Consider the following 17,582-nt stretch of genomic DNA (forward strand, 5'->3'; position numbering starts at 1 on the left):
CGGCGCGGAAGGTCGCTAGTTCGACGCGTCCTTCGTCTTCTCCCGCTCGGCGCGCTGCAGCCGGCGCCAGCGCACGACGTTGCGGTTGTGCTCGGCCAGGGTGCGGGCGAAGGCGTGCCCACCGGTGCCGTCGGCGACGAAATAGAGATCGTCCGTCTCGGCCGGCGCCACCACCGCCTGCAGCGACGCGAGTCCGGGATTGGCGATCGGCCCCGGGGGAAGGCCCGCGACGTGATAGGTGTTGTAGGGGTCTTCCGCCTGCAGGTCGCTGCGGGTGATCGGCCCGTCCTGCGGGCGCTCGCCGCGGGTCTGCGCGTAGATGACGGTGGGATCCGACTGCAGCTTCATGCCGCGGCGCAGGCGGTTGAGGAAGACGGCGGCGACGCGCGGCCGCTCCGACGCGACACCGGTCTCCTTCTCGACGATGGAAGCGAGGGTGAGCAGTTCGTCCGGGGTCGCCAGCGGCGTGTCCTCGGGCCGGCTCTCCCAGACCGTGGCGAGCGCCGTATCCATCGCCTTGCGCATCCGTTCGACCACGGCGGCGCGGCTCTCGCCCCAGACATAGTGATAGGTGTCGGGCAGGAGGCGGCCCTCGGCGACGGCCGGCGGGTCGCCGGTCAGGCCTTCAGCCTCGCCGACCCGCCGCAGTACCTCGGCCACGGTCAGCCCTTCGGCCAGCGTGATGCGCCGCACGACCGTGTCGCCCGCGATCATCTTGTCGATCGCGCCGCGCAGGCTGATGCCGGGGGGGAAGGCGTACTCGCCGGCCTTCAGCTGGCCGTGCACGTCGCGCAGGCGCAGCGCCGCGAGGAAGGTCCAGTCATGGCGGATGACGCCCGCATCGACGAGGTCGCGCGCGATCGACCGCGTCCCCTCGCCCCGCTCGACGACGATGTGCCGCTCGGTCGGCAGGGGACCCGGAGCGGTGTATTCGCGCCAGCCCCAGATGCCGGCACCGACGCCGGCGCCGGCCAGGAGCACGAAGAGGACGAGGAGAAGCCGTTTCACGGCCCGGATATCGCGACGACGGCGGTCGCGACGACGGCGGTCGCCACGGGGGCGGACGAGACGGCGGTGAAGCGGGCCCCGGAAGTCACGACCCGGGGGTCAGGGCGCCGGCGCGAAGATCAGCGAGGCGTTGGTCCCGCCGAAGCCGAAGGAGTTGGAGAGGGCGTGCCGCACCTTGCGCTGCTTCGCCTGTTTCGGCACCAGGTCGATGTCGCAGCCCTCGGACGGATTGTCGAGGTTCAGCGTCGGCGGGACCACGCCGTCGCGCATCGCCAGGATCGAGAAGATCGCCTCGACGCTGCCGGCGGCGCCCAGCAGATGCCCGACGGCCGACTTCGTCGACGACATCGAGATCTTGTAGGCGTGGTCGCCGAACAGGCGCTTCACCGCACCCAGTTCGATCTCGTCGCCGAGCGGCGTCGAGGTGCCGTGCGCGTTGACGTAGTCGATGTCCTCGGGGTTGAGCCCGGCCCGCTTCAGCGCCATGCGCATCGCGCGGAAGCCGCCGCTGCCGTCCTCGGCGGGGGCCGTGATGTGGTGGGCGTCGCCCGACATGCCGTAGCCGACGACCTCGGCATAGATCTTGGCGCCGCGCTTTTTCGCGTGCTCGTACTCCTCGAGCACGACGATGCCGGCGCCTTCGCCCATGACGAAGCCGTCGCGTTCACGGTCCCAGGGACGCGATGCGCGCTCCGGCGTGTCGTTGAAGTGGGTCGACAGGGCACGCGAGGCGGAGAAGCCCGCGATGCCGAGGCGGCAGACCGCGGCCTCGGCGCCACCGGCCACCATGACGTCGGCGTCGTCGAAGGCGATCAGCCGGGCGGCATCGCCGATGGCGTGCGCACCCGTGGCACAGGCGGTCACGACCGAGTGGTTCGGTCCCTTGAACCCGTGCTTGATCGACACGTGCCCGGAGGCGAGGTTGATCAGCGCGGAGGGAATGAAGAACGGGCTGATGCGGCGCGGCCCGCGGTCCTTCAGCAGGACGGCGGCTTCCTCGATCGCCTGCAGGCCGCCGATGCCGGAGCCGATCATGACGCCGGTGCGCTCGCACGACTCCTCGTCGGTCGGCTTCCAGCCGGAATCCTCGATCGCCATCGCCGCGGCACCGACGCCGTACACGATGAAACGGTCGACCTTCCGCTGCTCGCGCGGCTCCATCCAGTCGTCGGGATTCCAACGACCTTCGGCGGTCTCCCCCCGCGGCACCTGTCCCGCGATCTTCGCCGGAAGATCGGACACGTCGAAGGACTGAATGGCAGTTATGCCCGATTCACCCTCGACGAGCCGGTTCCAACAGGCATCCGCACCGCATCCGAGCGGCGAGACGACGCCCATGCCGGTCACCACAACGCGTCTCATCTCTGTCTCCGGCCTAGTCGCGCGACGCGGCCCCGGTATTGGCCCGGCGCCGCGTCCATGCGCTCCAATGCCCGCAGGCAAGTCAGGCAGCGTGTTCCTTGATGAAGTCGACGGCGTCCTTGACCGTGATGATCTTTTCCGCCGCGTCGTCCGGGATCTCGACCCCGAACTCTTCCTCGAAGGCCATCACCAACTCGACGGTGTCGAGGCTGTCGGCCCCGAGATCGTCGATGAAGCTGGCGCCTTCGGTGACCTTGGCCTCATCGACGCCAAGGTGCTCCACAACGATCTTCTTAACGCGCTCGGCAATGTCGCTCATGGAGAGGCTACCTCGAGAATTTCTCTAGTGTGCTTGATCGGATGAGGCGATTGCCGCAGGCCGATCCCGAAAACCGGCGGCAAGGGCCGGGTACCTAACATGAAAGCCGCAGCGTGGCCAGCGTTCCGCAGGACGTTATGCACGTGCCCGCCCCGGCGGTCAAACCCAAGCGGTGATGCCGTCAAATCATGGCCATGCCGCCATTTACGTGCAAGGTCTGGCCCGTCACATAAGACGCCTCGTCGCTCGCGAGATACACCACCGAGGCGCCGATGTCGGCCACGTCGCCCAGGCGCCCGGCCGGAATACGGCCCAGCAGGGCCGTGCGCTGCTCGTCCTTCAGCACGTCGGTCATCGCGGTCGCGATGAAGCCGGGGGCGACGCAGTTCACGGTGATGCCGCGGCTGCCGACCTCGGCCGCCAGCGACTTGGTCATGCCGATCATGCCCGCCTTCGACGCCGCATAGTTCGCTTGGCCGGGGTTGCCGGTGACGCCCACCACCGAGGTGATGCCGACGATGCGGCCGTGGCGGCGCTTCATCATGCCCTTCAGCGCGGCGCGCGACAGGCGGAAGGCCGACGTCAGGTTGACGTCCAGCACCGCCTGCCAGTCCTCGTCGCGCATGCGCATGGCGAGGCCGTCGCGGGTGAGGCCGGCATTGTTGACCAGGATGTCGAGCTGGCCCATCGCCGCCTCGGCCTGGCCGACGAGCGCGTCGGTCGCCGCGGCGTCGCGCAGGTCGCAGGGCAGGACGTGGGTGCGCTCGCCCAGTTCGGCGGCGAGCGCCTCGAGTGGCTCGAGCCGGGTGCCCGACAGCGCCACGGTGGCGCCCCGGGCGTGCAGCGCGCGGGCGATGGCGCCGCCGATGCCGCCGGATGCCCCGGTGACGAGCGCCTTGCGGCCGGTCAGATCGAACATCAGTCCTCTCATATAGTGAGTGTCGGCCAGTCGTGCGGTCGGCCGGAGCCGGGGTCAGAGCTGCTTCACGAACCCGTCCAGGTCGGCCGGGGTCTGCACCGACAGGCCGGTCAAGTCGGGATCGATGCGGCGCACCATGCCGGTCAGCACCTTGCCGGCGCCGAGTTCGACCAGCTGCTCGACCCCCTCCGCCTTCATGTAGAGCACGCTCTCGCGCCAGCGCACCATCGCCGTCACCTGCCGGACCAGCAGGTCGCGGATGTCGCCGGGGTCGGTGACGGCCGCGGCGGTCACGTTGGAGACGAGCGGCAGGTGCGGCTCGGCGAGCGAGGCGCCGGCGAGCGCCGCGGCCATCGCGTCGGCGGCCGGCTGCAGCAAGGTGCAGTGGAACGGCGCGCTGACGGGCAGCATGATCGCCTTGCCGCCGCGCCCCTTGGCCAGCGCCACGGCGCGCTCGACGGCGGCCTTGTCGCCGCTCAGCACGATCTGGCCGGGGGCGTTGTCGTTGGCGAGGCCGCAGACCTCCCCCTCGGCCGCCTCGTCGGCGACGGCGCGCACCGCGTCGAGTTCGAGGCCGAGGATCGCCGCCATGGCGCCGACGCCGACCGGCACGGCGCCCTGCATCGCCTGCCCGCGCCGCTTCAGCAGCCGCGCCGCCTCGGCCACCGGCAGGGCACCGGCCGCGGCCAGCGCCGAATATTCGCCCAGCGAGTGGCCGGCGACGAAGCGGCCCCTGCGCTGCAGGTTGACGCCCGCCTCGGCCTGGAGGACGCGGACCAGCGCCATGCTGACCGCCATCAGCGCCGGCTGCGCGTTCTCGGTCAGGGTCAGCTCCTCCGCCGGCCCCTCGAACATCAGCTTCGACAGGCGCTGCGACAGCGCGTCGTCGATCTCCTGGAACACCTCGCGCGCGGCGGGATAGGCCTCGGCCAGGGCCTTGCCCATCCCCACGGCCTGGGACCCCTGCCCCGGAAAGACGAAGGCGCGCTCCATATTCTCTCTTCCTCCCTGCAAGTTGCGGTTCAATGAAGGGCGCCGTGCGGCCCTGTCAAGCCGCGTGTCGGTTATGTTGCGGCGTCGTGCCGCCTCTGCTTGCACGGTCCCGGGAATCGTGTATAAGCGCGGCTCTTTCCGGACGGAGCCGCCGCAGAACCACTCGGTTTTTGCGGAGAATTCGTCATGGGCGGAATGCAAGGGTTTGCAGGCCCGCTTTAAGTACTATCTGACGCGGGTTCAATGCAGGTCGGTCGGCGATACGGGACCGGCCTGACGCGGGAGATCAAGGAACCTATGCCTTATTACGAGAGCGTGATCATCGCCCGCCAGGACATGTCGGGGACCCAGGTCGAGGCGCTGGCCGATCAGTTGGCTGCCGTCGTCGAGGAGCGCGGCGGCTCGATCGCCAAGCGCGAGCACTGGGGCCTGAAGAACCTGGCCTTCCGGATGAAGAAGAACCGGAAGGGGCACTATGTGATGTTCGACCTGGACGCCCCGTCCGACGCCATCCAGGAGATGGAGCGGCAGATGCGCCTCAGCGAGGACGTGCTGCGCTACGTGACGATCCGCATCGATGCGATCGAGGAAGGCCCGTCGGCGATGATGCAGGCGCGGTCGTCCCGCGACGATCGCCGCCGTGGCGAGCGCGGCGACCGGCCCGAGCGTGGCGACCGACCGGAGCGCGGCGACCGTGACCGCGGCGACCGCCCGGAGCGGAGCGACCGTAACGAAACCACCAGCGAAGGAGCATCGGAATGAACGCTTCCGCACAGCGCTCCGGTGGCGGTGGCGGCGGTCCGCGCCGCCCCTTCTTCCGCCGCCGCAAGTCCTGCCCGTTCGCCGGGCCGAACGCGCCGACCATCGATTATAAGGACATCCGGCTCCTGCAGCGCTTCGTCTCGGAGCGCGGCAAGATCGTGCCGAGCCGCATCACCGCGGTGTCCGCGAAGAAGCAGCGCGAACTCGCCCAGGCGATCAAGCGCGCCCGCTTCCTCGGCCTTCTGCCCTACATCCTCCAGTAACGGCTGACGGCGGCCTCCCCCCGTTCTTTCTTTCGGGGGCGGCGGCCGGGACCGCGAGCGGAGCAGACGGGATGCCGAGATCGGTCCTTCTCGCCCTGGCAGGCGGGGCAGCGAGCGGCCTCCTCTACCTCGCCCTCATGACGGGGACGATGGGGGGCACGCTCTTCGCCTATCTGTCCCAGGTCCCGCTCTTCCTCATCGGCTTCGGCCTCGGCCTATCGCCCGCGGTCACCGCGGGCGTGCTCGCGACCGTCGTCGTGGCGGCGGCCGGCAGCGTCTATGCCGGCCTGCTGTTCGTCGCCACCAGCGTGGCGCCGCTGCTCGTGATCGTGCGTCAGGCGCTGCTCAACCGGCCGGCACCCGACGGCACCATCGTCTGGTATCCGCCAGGTCATCTGATCGCCCTGCTCTCCGGCATGGCGGCGGCCGGCATCCTGGCTGCAGCGCTCGCTTTCGGCGGCGGCGAGGATGGGCTGCGCGCCGGCGTGCGCGACACGCTGGACAGTGCGCTTCAGGGGATGATGCAGGCCGGCATGGACGAGGCCGAGCGCCGCGCCTTCGCCGACAGCCTGGCCGGCTTTTTCCCGGGAGCCATCGGCGTTTCCTGGATCGTGATGATGACGGTGAACGGCAGCCTCGCCCAGGGCGTGCTGTCCGGCTTCGGCCGCAACATCCGCCCCTCGCCGCCGCTCGCGGAACTCGTCCTGCCTGTATGGCCGTACTACGCCCTCGGTGCCTGCCTGCTCTTTGCCATTGTGGCGAGCGGCACGGTGGGCTATATCGCGGGCAATCTGGCGATCGTGTTCGCCGTGCCGTTCTTCTTACAGGGCCTGGGCGTCGTCCATGCCCTGGCGAACCGTGTTTCGGCCCGGACACTGTCGCTGTCGATTTTTTACCTGGTCCTGATCGTTTCCGGGTGGCCGGCCCTGGTCGTTACCGTGGCTGGCCTGTTGGAGCCGTTCGCAAAACTGCGGCTCCGCTACGGGCGGCCGCGGGGACCCGAGGAGGAATGAGCATGTTGATGGACATCGTCCTTCTGGAGCGTGTCCCGAGCCTGGGGCAGATGGGGGACGTGGTGAAGGTGAAGCCGGGCTATGCCCGGAACTACCTTCTGCCGCAGAAGAAGGCCCTTCGCGCCAACAAGGCCAATCTCGCCCAGTTCGAGAAGCAGCGCGCGCAGCTGGAGGCGATGAACCTCGAGCGTCGCCGCGAGGCCGAATCGGTCGCGAGCAAGATCGACGGCATGACCGTCACTCTGATCCGTCAGGCCGGCGACAGCGGCCAGCTCTACGGCTCGGTCTCGGTACGCGATCTCGCCGAGGCGATGCAGGCGGGCGGCGTGTCGGTCGACCGCCGTCAGGTCCAGCTCGGCCAGCCGATCAAGATGCTGGGGCTGCACACGGTCACCGTGAACCTGCACCCGGAAGTCGCGATCAGCGTCGTCGCCAACGTGGCGCGGACCGAGGACGAGGCGGCACGCCAGGCGCGCGGCGAGAACGTGAACGCCCCGGTCGAGGAAGAGCGCGACTTCGAGCTCGGCGCCGGCCTCGAGGAGTTCCTCGGCGGTGCGCCCGAGCGCGACGACGACAACGCCTGACCGGCGCGGTCGCCCGCACGGGGCGACATGGCCGCACGGCGGCCGCGGCGGGTAGCCAAATGTTTGACGGGGCGGATCTTTCGATCCGCCCCGTCCTTCGTTTTGGGGGTACCCACCCGCAGTATCGCTGGCTAGACTTCGGCCACGTCGAGATCGTTCCGCAACCTCAGGGGGGATCGGGGACCATGCTCTTCGCCAAGCTCTTGAAGCGGATCATCCGCAAGGGCGCCCTGCGCCTGACCGACGCCGACGGGCACGTGCACCGGTTTGGCGGGGTCGAACCCGGGCCGGTCAGCGCCATCCGGCTGCACGACCGCCGCCTGCACAGCCGGCTCGCCCTGAACCCCCGCCTCTATATCGGCGAAGCCTACATGGACGGCACCCTGACCATCGAGGAAGGGACGCTGCGAGATTTCTTCGACCTGGTCGGCGTCAATGCCGAGGCCTTCGAGGGCAGTCCGTGGCAGGCCTTCTTCGACCGCATGGTCCAGCTCGGCCGGCCGCTGCAGCAGTTCAATCCGCTGCCCCGCTCCCGCCGCAACGTCGCGCACCACTACGACCTGTCGGACAGGCTCTACGAGCTCTTCCTCGACAAGGACCAGCAATATTCTTGCGCCTATTTCCGCAGCGACAACGAGAGTCTGGAGGTTGCGCAGGAGAACAAGAAACGGCACATCGCCGCCAAGCTGCTGCTGGAACCCGGCCAGCGCGTGCTCGACATCGGCTGCGGCTGGGGCGGCATGGCGCTGCACCTGGCGAAGGAGGCCGACTGCGACGTCACCGGCATCACCCTGTCGGAGCGCCAGCACGCCGTGGCGACGCGGCGCGCCGAGGAGGCCGGGCTGTCGCACCGCGTGCGCTTCCACCTGCGCGACTATCGCGAGGAGACCGAGCGCTACGACCGCATCGTCTCGGTCGGCATGTTCGAGCATGTCGGCGCGCTCCACCACCGGCAGTTCTTCGCCAAGGTGAAGGAGCTGCTGGCCGACGACGGCGTCGCCCTGCTCCACTCGATCGGCCGCATGGAGCCGCCGGGCAGCACGAACGCCTGGATCCGCAAGTACATCTTCCCCGGCGGCTACAGCCCCGCCTTGTCGGAAACCCTCGCCGCCGTCGAGCGCACCGGCCTGTGGGTGACCGACATGGAGATCCTGCGGCTGCACTACGCCAAGACCCTGGCCGAGTGGAAGCGCCGCTTCGACCAGAATCGCGAGGAGATCCTGCGCCTCTACGACGAGCGCTTCGTGCGCATGTGGGAATTCTACCTGCTCGCCTGCGAATCCTCGTTCCTCTACTGGCGCCAGATGGTCTTTCAGCTGCAGCTCTCGAAGAAGCTGAACGCCGTGCCGCTGACCCGCGACTACATGGTCGACCGGGAGCGCGAGCGGATGGCGGCGTAGAGGCGGGCACAGGTTTGTCCACAGGCTTCCCCCGCCGCCCGCAAGGCGCAGGGGCGGTTGTCCCGACCTGGGGATAACCCCGTCACAGGTCGGGGCCACCGCGCCCCACCGCAGACGCCGCGTTTGCTGTAAGGTCCGGCGATGAACAGCAGCCCCGCCACCGTCACCTCCCTCACCGAGCGGAGCGGCGGCGAGCCGTCCTACCGCTCGCCGCCCGCCAACATCGAGATCGAGATCGCGCTGCTGGGCGCGATCCTGGTCAACAACCGCGCCTACGAGAAGGTGTCGGAATTCCTGCTGCCGGAGCATTTCGCCGACGGCGTGCACGGCCGCATCTTCGAGGCCTGCGGCAAGCTGATCGAACGCGGCCAGCAGGCGACGCCGGCCACCCTGCGGCGCTATTTCGAGAACGACGCCGACCTGGCCGATGTCGGCGGCGCGCGGTACCTGGCCGAGATGGCGGCCAGCGCCTTCAACATCATCGACGCCGAGGACTACGGCCGCACGCTGTACGACCTGCACCTGCGCCGCAGCCTGATCGAACTGGGCGAGGACGTGGTCAACGAGGCCTACGGCGCCGACCTGGACATCAACGCCGTCCAGCAGATCGAGAAGGCGGAGCACCGCCTGTTCGAACTGGCCTCGACCGGCCAGATCGAGGGCGGCTTCCAAGCCTTCGATCGGACGCTGGTCAAGGCGCTGCAGATGGCCGAGTCGGCCTTCCGCCGCGAGGGCATGCTGACCGGCGTGACGACCGGCCTGGAGGGGCTCGACAAGCTGCTGGGCGGCCTGCAGCGCTCCGACCTGCTGATCCTCGCCGGCCGGCCGGGCATGGGCAAGACGGCGCTGGCCACCAACATCGCCTTCAACGCGGCCCGCGCCTCGTTCGAGGAACTGGCCGAGAACGGCACGCGGACGCGGGTCGACGGCCACGTCGTGGCGCTCTTCTCGCTGGAAATGTCGGCCGAGCAGCTCGTCCTGCGTATCCTCGCCGAGCATTCCGGCGTGTCCTCGGACCGGGTGCGGCGCGGCGCCATCACCAACGACGAGTTCCAGAAGGTCTTCGTCGCCTCGCAGGAAATCTCCAAGTCGCGCATCTTCATCGACGACACGCCGGCCCTGTCGGTGTCGGCGCTGCGCACCCGGTGCCGGCGGCTGCTGCGCACGCAAGGGCGGCTCGACATGATCGTCGTCGACTATATCCAGCTGATGCGCGGCTCGCCGAACGGCCGGCCGGAGAACCGGGTGCAGGAAATCTCCGAGATCACCCGCGGCCTGAAGGGCCTGGCCAAGGAACTGGACGTGCCCGTGCTGGCCCTCTCGCAGCTGAGCCGCGCCGTCGAGCAGCGCGAGGACAAGCGGCCGCAGCTCTCCGACCTGCGCGAATCGGGCTCGATCGAGCAGGATGCCGACGTCGTGATGTTCGTCTATCGCGAGGAGTATTATCTGGGCCGCAAGGAGCCTGCCGAGGGCACCGCCGAACACGCCGAGTGGCAGGCCGAGATGGACAAGGTGCACAACATGGCGGAGGTCATCGTCGCCAAGCAGCGTCACGGCCCGACCGACAAGGTGCGCCTGCTGTTCGAAGCCGAGCTCACCCGCTTCGGCAACCTCGCACCGACGGGCATGGGCGGCGATGTCCCCTTCTGACGCCCTCGGAGCGCGGGCGTCCCGCCCGCATGCCCCTTCCGTGCCGTGGTTGCGGGTACCGCGTCCGTGACCTGTCCCGGCGCCGTCCTCACCATCGACCTCGACGCCATCGGCGCCAACTGGCGGCTGCTGCGCGCCCGCATGGGGACCGCCGCCTGCGCTGCGGTGGTCAAGGCCGACGCCTATGGGCTGGGCATGATGCGCGTGGCGCCGGCGCTGGCGGCGGCCGGCTGCGACACTTTCTTCGTGGCGCAGCTGGAGGAGGCGATCGCGCTGCGGGTCCTGCTGCCGCAGGCGGCGATCGGCGTGCTCGCGGCACCGGTTCACCCCTGCGAGGCGGTCTATGCGCGCCACCGCCTGATGCCGGTGCTGAACAGCGGGCACGACATCGACGCCTGGGGCGCCTTCACGCGGGAGAACCGCGGCGGCGCCGGCGCGGACCTGCCCCGGGCGATCCTGCAGCTCGACACCGGTATGTGCCGACTGGGCCTGTCGCCGGCCGAGGTCGATGCCCTGGCGGCGCATCCCGCCGCCCTGAACGGCATCGCGCCGGCCTGGGTGATGAGCCACCTCGCCTGTGCCGACGAACCGGAGCATCCGCAGAACGCGGAGCAGCTGCGCCGCATGCGCGCCGCTTTGCCGCGCCTGCCGGCACCCTTCGCCGGCGCGCCGGTCACCTTCGCCAACTCGTCCGGCATATTCCTGGGCGCGGACTGGCATTTCGACCTGGGCCGGCCGGGCTACGCCCTCTATGGCGGCAACCCGACGCCCGGCCTGCCGAACCCGATGCGGCCCGTCGTGCGGCTCGATGGGCGCATCCTGCAGGTCCGCGACATTGACAGGCGCGAGAGCGTCGGTTACGGGGCGACCGCCACGGTCGAACCGGGCAGCCGGCTCGCCACGGTCGCCGTGGGCTACGCCGACGGCTGGCTGCGTTCGATCGGCGGGCGCGGTGTCGCCCACGTCTCCGGAACCCCGGCACCGCTGGTGGGACGCGTATCCATGGACCTGATCGTGATCGACGTGACGAAGGTGCCGGGCGGTGCGGCGCCGGGCGACATGGTGACCCTGATCGGGCCGGACCGCGACATCGACGCCGTCGCGGCGGACACCGGCACGATCGGATACGAGATCCTCACGTCGCTGGGCGCCCGCTATGCCCGCACCTACACCGGAACCGGCGGGGCCCCGAGCGCATGAACGTCGTCGCCCAGATCGGCAGCGTCTTCCTGGCATTCCTGGAGGCGGCGGGGCGGCTCTCGCTGTTCGCGCTGAACGCCGTCAGCCACATCGTCCGGCCGCCCTGGTACCCGCGCCTGATCCTGCGGCAGCTGGTCGACATCGGCTATTACTCCCTGCCTGTCGTGGCGCTGACGACGCTGTTCAGCGGCATGGTGCTGGCGCTGCAGAGCTATACCGGCTTCGCCCGCTTCTCGGCCGAGAGCGCCGTCGCCAACGTCGTCGTCCTGTCGATGACCCGCGAGTTGGCACCGGTGCTGGCGGGGCTGATGGTCGCCGGCCGCATCGGCGCCTCGATGGCGGCTGAGATCGGCACCATGCGGGTGACCGAGCAGATCGACGCGCTCACGACCCTCTCCACCAACCCGATGAAGTATCTGGTGGCGCCGCGCATCCTGGCGGGCATCACGATGCTGCCGGTGCTGGTGTTCGTCGGCGACATCATCGGCGTACTCGGCGGCTATCTGGTGTCGGTCTACAAGCTGGGCTTCAACCCGGACAACTACGTCCGCCAGACGCTGGAATTCGTCGAGTTCAACGACGTCTTCTCCGGGCTGGTGAAGGCGGCGGCCTTCGGCTTCATCGTCACCCTGATGGGCTGCTACCACGGCTACAATTCGCGCGGCGGCGCCCAGGGCGTCGGCGTCGCGACGACCAACGCGGTCGTCTCGGCGGCGATCCTGATCCTGGTGACCAACTACATCATCACCGAACTGTTCTTCGCCCGATGACCGACGCGCCCTCGGCCCCCAACAGCCGCACCCCTGCGCCCCCCCAGGACGATCCGGACGACGCGATCATGTCGTCGATGCCCGTCGCGCAGGGCGGAACGCCGAAGATCGCCGTGCGCGACCTCCACAAGGCGTTCGGCGCGAAACAGGTGCTGCGCGGCGTCGACCTGGACGTCGCCGATGGCGAGTCCGTCGTCGTGATCGGCGGCTCAGGTACCGGCAAGTCGGTGCTGCTGAAGTGCATCCTGGGCATCCTCACGCCCGACCGGGGCAGCATCAAGATCGACGGCGTCGAGGTCGTCGGCATGCGCCACCGCGACCGCGAGGCCATCGCCGCCAAGTTCGGCATGCTGTTCCAGGGCGGCGCCCTGTTCGACAGCCTGCCGGTCTGGGAGAACGTCGCCTTCGGCCTGATCCAGGCCAAGCGGATGCCGCGCCGCCAGGCGCGCGAGGCGGCGATCGAGAATCTCGCCGCGGTCGGCCTGGGACCGGAGGTCGCCGACCTGTCGCCCGCCGAACTGTCCGGCGGCATGCAGAAGCGCGTGTCGCTGGCCCGCGCCATCGCGACCCGGCCGGAGATCATCTTCTTCGACGAGCCGACGACCGGCCTCGACCCGATCATGAGCGACGTCATCAACGACCTGATCGTCGCCTGCGTGCACGAGCTGGGCGCCACGGCGCTGTCGATCACCCACGACATGGCCAGCGCCCGCAAGATCGCGCATCGCATCGCCATGCTGCACCAGGGCCGCATCGTCTGGGCCGGCCCGGTCGCCGACATCGACGCCAGCGGCGACCCCTATGTCGACCAGTTCATCCACGGCCGCGCCGAAGGCCCCATCCAGATGCAGGTGCGGCGTGACTAGGCCGTGGACCGAACCGGCCACGAGGGGGCGACCGCACTGATGGCGCGCGCCGCAGCCCGCTACGTCTGTCAGAGCTGCGGCTCCGTCTACGGAAAGTGGGCGGGTCGATGCGAAGCCTGCGGCCAGTGGAACAGCATCGTCGAGGAGACGCCGCGCGAGGCGGCACCGCGCGGCCTCGGCAAGGGCTCCGGCCGGCGCATCGAGCTGGTGGCGCTGCATGGCGCGGCGGAGCCGCCGCCGCGCCGTTCCACAGGCATCGGCGAACTGGACCGGGTGGCCGGCGGCGGCCTCGTCCCCGGCTCCTGCGTGCTGATCGGCGGCGACCCCGGCATCGGCAAGTCGACCCTGCTGCTCCAGGCGGTGGCGTCGCTGGCGATGGGCGGCGCGCGCTGCGTCTACATCTCCGGCGAGGAGGCGGTCGACCAGGTGCGCCTGCGCGCCGGCCGCATGGGGCTGGACAAGGCGCCGATCGACCTCGCCGCGGCCACCGACGTGCGCGACATCGTCACGACGCTGGAGGCGGGACCGCCGCCCGACGTGCTGGTGATCGATTCGATCCAGACGATGTACGTCGACACGTTCGACTCGGCCCCCGGCACGGTCGCCCAGGTGCGCGCCAGCGCCCAGGAGCTGATCCGCTTCACCAAGCGCCTGGGCATCACGCTGCTGCTCGTCGGCCACGTGACCAAGGAAGGCACGATCGCCGGGCCGCGCGTGCTGGAGCACATGGTCGACGCGGTCCTCTATTTCGAAGGCGACCGCGGCCACGAATTCCGCATCCTGCGCGGCGTGAAGAACCGGTTCGGCGCCACCGACGAGATCGGCGTGTTCGAGATGACCGGCGCCGGCCTCGCCGAGGTCACGAACCCGTCGGCGCTGTTCCTCGGCGACCGCGACGAGGCGAACCCGGTCAGCGGTTCGTCGGTGCTCGCCGGCATGGAGGGCACGCGCCCGCTGCTGGTCGAGATCCAGGCGCTGGTGGCGCCGTCGTCGCTGGCGACGCCGCGGCGCGCCGTGGTCGGCTGGGACTCCTCCCGGCTCGCCATGGTGATGGCGGTGCTGGAGTCGCGCTGCGGGCTGGAACTCGGCATGCGCGATGTCTACCTGAACGTCGCCGGCGGACTGCGCGTGACCGAACCGGCGGCAGACCTCGCGGTCGCCGCCGCCCTGGTCTCGTCCGCTCTGTCCAGGCCCGTTCCCGCCGGCACCGTCGCCTTCGGCGAGATCGGCCTGTCCGGCGAGATCCGTCCCGTGGCACAGCCGGAGGCCCGCCTGAAGGAATCCGCCAAGCTCGGCTTCGCCGGCGCCCTGATGCCGCGCCGCACTGGTGGGGCGAAAGCAGGCAAGCCGAAGCGGGAGCAGGCGACGCCCGGCATCCAGGTGCGCGAACTGGCGCGCCTTCAGGAACTGGTCGACATCATCCGCGAGCAGCCGCCGGAGCATCGCCCCGAAGGCGCGCCCGCCTCTTCCACGCAGCCCGGCGAGACACGGTCCGGCGATACACGGGGCGAAGGCCGCCGCTCCTACAGCACGGGACAGACGTGAGCGACATCCACACCTTCGACATCGCCGTCATCGGCCTGCTCCTGCTCTCGGCGGTGGTCGCCTATTCGCGCGGCTTCGTGCGCGAAGTGCTGTCCCTCGTCTCCTGGGTCGGCGCGGTCGTCGTGACCGTCTACGCCTTCGAGACGGTGCAGCCCTATGTCGGCGAGTTCATCCCGATCGAGCTGTTCGCCAACGTCGCGACGGCCCTCGGCCTGTTCACCATCGCCCTGATCGTCTTCAGCGTCATCGGCGGCCGCATCGCCAAGGCGGTGGGAGAATCGGCCCACGGGGCAGTCGACAAGTCGCTGGGCTTCCTGTTCGGACTCGTCCGCGGTGGACTTCTCGTCACCATCGCCTATCTGGTGGTGACCTGGGTCATACCCTGGGACGAGCAGCCGGCATGGCTGCGGGAGGCGCGGACGACACCGCTGATCCGCGAGGCCGCGGGCGAGATCGAGGCCATCGTTCCCGCCGGCTTCGGCATGGAGGGCCGCTCCATCGTGAACCGCGCCGAACGGCGCAGCCGCGAGGCGGCGGAGACCGAGCAATTGCTGCGGCGGCTCAACACGCCGCAGCCCACGGTACCGGAACAGGCCCCGCGCGAGGACCGTCCCGGCTATACCGACCAAGAGCGCCGAGACCTTGAACGCCTGATCAAGGGGACCCAGTGACCATGGACGCCGTCTTGGAAGCAGTCGCCACCACCAACCCGTTCGACGACGACAAGCTGCACGAGGAGTGCGGCGTGTTCGGGATCTACGGGCACGATGACGCATCGGCGCACGTGGCGCTTGGCCTGCACGCGCTGCAGCACCGCGGCCAGGCGGCGGCGGGGGTCGTCAGCTTCGACGGCGCCGGCTTCCACTCGCATCGCGGCCTGGGCCACGTCGCCGACAATTTCGGCGACGAGGAGACGATCAAGAAGCTGCCCGGCTATGCCGCCATCGGCCACAACCGCTACGCCACGACCGGCGACGTGCTGCTGCGCAACGTGCAGCCGCTCTATGCCGACTTCGCGTTCGGCGGGCTGGCCGTGGCGCACAACGGCAACCTCACCAACGCGGTCGCGGTGCGCAAGGATCTGGTCCGCCAGGGCTCGCTGTTCCAGTCGACGACGGACACCGAGATCATCGTCCACCTGATCGCGCGCAGCCATGCCGGCAACGTGATCGACCGCATCACCGACGCGCTGCGCAAGGTGGAGGGCGCCTATTCTCTGGTCGCCCTCACCCAGAAGAAGCTGATCGGCGTGCGCGATCCCTTCGGCGTGCGCCCGCTGGTCCTCGGCCGGCTCGGCGACGCCTGGATCCTGACGTCCGAGACCTGTGCCCTCGACATCATCGGCGCCGAACTGGTGCGGGACATCGAGCCGGGCGAGATGGTGGTCGTCGACGGCGACGGGCTGCGCAGCCTGCGCCCGTTCGACCAGGTGCCGCCGCGCCCCTGCGTCTTCGAGTACATCTACTTCGCCCGCCCCGACAGCGTGATCGAGGGCCGCAGCGTCTACGACGCGCGCAAGCGCATCGGCGTCGAACTCTCGCGCGAGAGCGGCGTCGAGGCGGACGTGGTCGTGCCGGTGCCCGACTCGGGCGTGCCGGCGGCGATCGGCTACGCCGGCGCCGCGGGCATCCCGTTCGAACTCGGCATCATCCGCAACCACTATGTCGGCCGCACCTTCATCGAGCCGACCGACTCGATCCGCAATCTCGGCGTGAAGCTGAAGCACAACGCCAACCGGGTGCACATCGAGGGCAAGCGCGTCATCCTCGTCGACGACAGCATCGTGCGCGGCACCACCTCGCGGAAGATCGTCGAGATGGTCCGCGCCGCCGGCGCCAGGGAGGTGCACATGCGCATCTCCAGCCCGCCGACCACCCATTCCTGCTTCTACGGCATCGACACGCCGGACCGCGAGAAGCTGCTGGCGGCGCGCTACGACACGGCGGAGATGGCGAAGATCATCGGCGCCGACAGCCTCGCCTTCATCTCGATCGACGGACTCTACCGGGCGCTCGGCGTCGCCGGCCGCGATCCGGTGCGGCCCGGCTTCTGCGATGCCTGCTTCACGGGGGACTATCCCATCGGCCTGATCGACCATGCGGCCGCGGAGCGCGCCCGCGGCATCCATCTCGTCGAGGCCGTCGCAGGATGAGCGAGGGGACGAAGAACGGGGGCCGCCTCGCGGGCCGCGTCGCCCTGGTCACGGGCGCGTCGCGCGGCATCGGCGCCGCCATCGCCGAACGCTATGCGGCCGAAGGCGCGCACGTCTATCTGGTGGCGCGCACCCAGGGCGGCCTCGAAGAGGTCTACGACCGCATCGCCGCGGCCGGCGGCAGCGCCACGGGCGTGCCGCTCGACCTGCGCAAGCCGGAGACGATCGAGCAGCTCTCGGTCGCGATCTTCGAGCGCTTCCGTCGCCTCGACATCCTGGTCGGCAACGCCGGCGCGCTCGGGGTGCTGACACCCGTGCCGCACCTGGAGCCGAAGGTGTGGAACGAGGTGATGGACGTGAACGTCACCGCCAACTACCGCCTGATCCGGGCCTTCGACCCGCTGCTGCGCGCCTCGGACGCCGGCCGGGCGATCTTCGTCAGTTCCGGTGCGGCCCGCGGCGGCATGGCCTACTGGGGCGCCTACGCCGCCTCCAAGGCCGCGCTGGAGGCCCTCGTCTCCTGCTGGGCGGCCGAGAGCGTCAAGACGCCGCTCCGCATCAACACGGTCGACCCGGGGGCCGTGCGGACCCGCATGCGCGCCGACGCCTTCCCCGGCGAAGACCCGATGTCGCTCCGCCCGCCCGAGGCGCTGACCGACGCCATGCTCGACCTCGCCGCCCCCGACTGCACGATCCACGGCGAGGTGGTGTGGGTGCGCTGAACGTTGCCGAGGCGCCGCCTCCGCATCGATGGATCACCGGCAGGGGCGGCCCAC

Annotated in this window: 18 protein-coding genes; 13 read left to right on the forward strand and 5 right to left on the reverse strand. The window is 69.9% G+C overall.

Annotated elements, in window-relative coordinates:
• Positions 1–15 precede the first annotated feature (15 nt).
• The 5 genes from mltG to fabD form a co-directional block, all read right to left on the reverse strand.
• Positions 16–1,008: an endolytic transglycosylase MltG gene (mltG, locus tag ABIE65_RS19740; protein ID WP_354080130.1), complete on the reverse strand. Its 993-nt coding sequence runs from the start codon at positions 1,006–1,008 to the stop codon at positions 16–18.
• Between the two features lie 99 nt (positions 1,009–1,107).
• Positions 1,108–2,370 carry a beta-ketoacyl-ACP synthase II gene (gene fabF / locus ABIE65_RS19745; protein WP_354080131.1) on the reverse strand — a complete coding sequence of 421 codons (1,263 nt, stop codon included), beginning with the start codon at positions 2,368–2,370 and terminating at the stop codon, positions 1,108–1,110.
• Positions 2,371–2,452: 82 nt separating this feature from the next.
• The gene (locus tag ABIE65_RS19750) at positions 2,453–2,689 is read right to left on the reverse strand and encodes an acyl carrier protein (protein WP_354080132.1); all 237 of its coding nucleotides are present in this window, start codon (positions 2,687–2,689) and stop codon (positions 2,453–2,455) included.
• A 181-nt stretch (positions 2,690–2,870) separates the two neighbouring features.
• The gene (gene fabG / locus ABIE65_RS19755) at positions 2,871–3,608 is read right to left on the reverse strand and encodes a 3-oxoacyl-[acyl-carrier-protein] reductase (RefSeq protein WP_354080134.1); all 738 of its coding nucleotides are present in this window, start codon (positions 3,606–3,608) and stop codon (positions 2,871–2,873) included.
• A gap of 54 nt (positions 3,609–3,662) precedes the next feature.
• Positions 3,663–4,601: an ACP S-malonyltransferase gene (fabD, locus tag ABIE65_RS19760; RefSeq protein ID WP_354080136.1), complete on the reverse strand. Its 939-nt coding sequence runs from the start codon at positions 4,599–4,601 to the stop codon at positions 3,663–3,665.
• A gap of 297 nt (positions 4,602–4,898) precedes the next feature.
• Between fabD and rpsF the strand changes: the two genes are divergently transcribed.
• The 13 genes from rpsF (at position 4,899) to ABIE65_RS19825 (ending at position 17,528) form a co-directional block, all read left to right on the forward strand.
• On the forward strand, positions 4,899–5,363 hold the full coding sequence (rpsF, locus tag ABIE65_RS19765; RefSeq protein ID WP_354080137.1) for a 30S ribosomal protein S6: 465 nt from the start codon (positions 4,899–4,901) through the stop codon (positions 5,361–5,363).
• Positions 5,360–5,626 (forward strand): 30S ribosomal protein S18, encoded by a 267-nt coding sequence (gene rpsR / locus ABIE65_RS19770; RefSeq protein WP_354080139.1) that lies wholly within the window; start codon positions 5,360–5,362, stop codon positions 5,624–5,626. Before rpsF ends, rpsR begins: the two co-directional genes overlap by 4 nt.
• Before the next feature lie 71 nt (positions 5,627–5,697).
• The gene (locus tag ABIE65_RS19775; RefSeq protein ID WP_354080140.1) at positions 5,698–6,639 is read left to right on the forward strand and encodes a DUF2232 domain-containing protein; all 942 of its coding nucleotides are present in this window, start codon (positions 5,698–5,700) and stop codon (positions 6,637–6,639) included.
• 8 nt (positions 6,640–6,647) lie between these two features.
• Complete coding sequence (rplI, locus tag ABIE65_RS19780) at positions 6,648–7,223, forward strand: 50S ribosomal protein L9 (RefSeq protein WP_502918556.1); 576 nt, start codon at positions 6,648–6,650, stop codon at positions 7,221–7,223.
• 185 nt (positions 7,224–7,408) lie between these two features.
• Positions 7,409–8,623 carry a class I SAM-dependent methyltransferase gene (locus tag ABIE65_RS19785; RefSeq protein ID WP_354080141.1) on the forward strand — a complete coding sequence of 405 codons (1,215 nt, stop codon included), beginning with the start codon at positions 7,409–7,411 and terminating at the stop codon, positions 8,621–8,623.
• Between the two features lie 141 nt (positions 8,624–8,764).
• Positions 8,765–10,273 (forward strand): replicative DNA helicase, encoded by a 1,509-nt coding sequence (locus ABIE65_RS19790; protein ID WP_354080142.1) that lies wholly within the window; start codon positions 8,765–8,767, stop codon positions 10,271–10,273.
• A gap of 66 nt (positions 10,274–10,339) precedes the next feature.
• On the forward strand, positions 10,340–11,473 hold the full coding sequence (gene alr, locus ABIE65_RS19795) for an alanine racemase (protein WP_354080143.1): 1,134 nt from the start codon (positions 10,340–10,342) through the stop codon (positions 11,471–11,473).
• Positions 11,470–12,243 (forward strand): MlaE family ABC transporter permease, encoded by a 774-nt coding sequence (locus ABIE65_RS19800; protein WP_354080145.1) that lies wholly within the window; start codon positions 11,470–11,472, stop codon positions 12,241–12,243. Before alr ends, ABIE65_RS19800 begins: the two co-directional genes overlap by 4 nt.
• A 77-nt stretch (positions 12,244–12,320) precedes the next feature.
• Positions 12,321–13,109, forward strand: coding sequence for an ABC transporter ATP-binding protein (locus ABIE65_RS19805; protein WP_502918557.1), 789 nt, complete (start codon positions 12,321–12,323; stop codon positions 13,107–13,109).
• Positions 13,110–13,148: 39 nt separating this feature from the next.
• Positions 13,149–14,654: a DNA repair protein RadA gene (gene radA / locus ABIE65_RS19810; protein ID WP_354080314.1), complete on the forward strand. Its 1,506-nt coding sequence runs from the start codon at positions 13,149–13,151 to the stop codon at positions 14,652–14,654.
• Positions 14,651–15,325, forward strand: coding sequence for a CvpA family protein (locus tag ABIE65_RS19815; protein ID WP_354080146.1), 675 nt, complete (start codon positions 14,651–14,653; stop codon positions 15,323–15,325). Before radA ends, ABIE65_RS19815 begins: the two co-directional genes overlap by 4 nt.
• A 2-nt stretch (positions 15,326–15,327) precedes the next feature.
• Positions 15,328–16,806, forward strand: coding sequence for an amidophosphoribosyltransferase (gene purF, locus ABIE65_RS19820; protein WP_354080147.1), 1,479 nt, complete (start codon positions 15,328–15,330; stop codon positions 16,804–16,806).
• Positions 16,803–17,528 carry an SDR family NAD(P)-dependent oxidoreductase gene (locus tag ABIE65_RS19825; protein ID WP_354080149.1) on the forward strand — a complete coding sequence of 242 codons (726 nt, stop codon included), beginning with the start codon at positions 16,803–16,805 and terminating at the stop codon, positions 17,526–17,528. The genes purF and ABIE65_RS19825 overlap by 4 nt, the downstream gene beginning before the upstream one ends.
• The last annotated feature ends 54 nt before the right edge of the window (positions 17,529–17,582 follow it).

This window comes from Constrictibacter sp. MBR-5 (assembly GCF_040549485.1).
Classification (GTDB): Bacteria; Pseudomonadota; Alphaproteobacteria; order JAJUGE01; family JAJUGE01; genus Constrictibacter.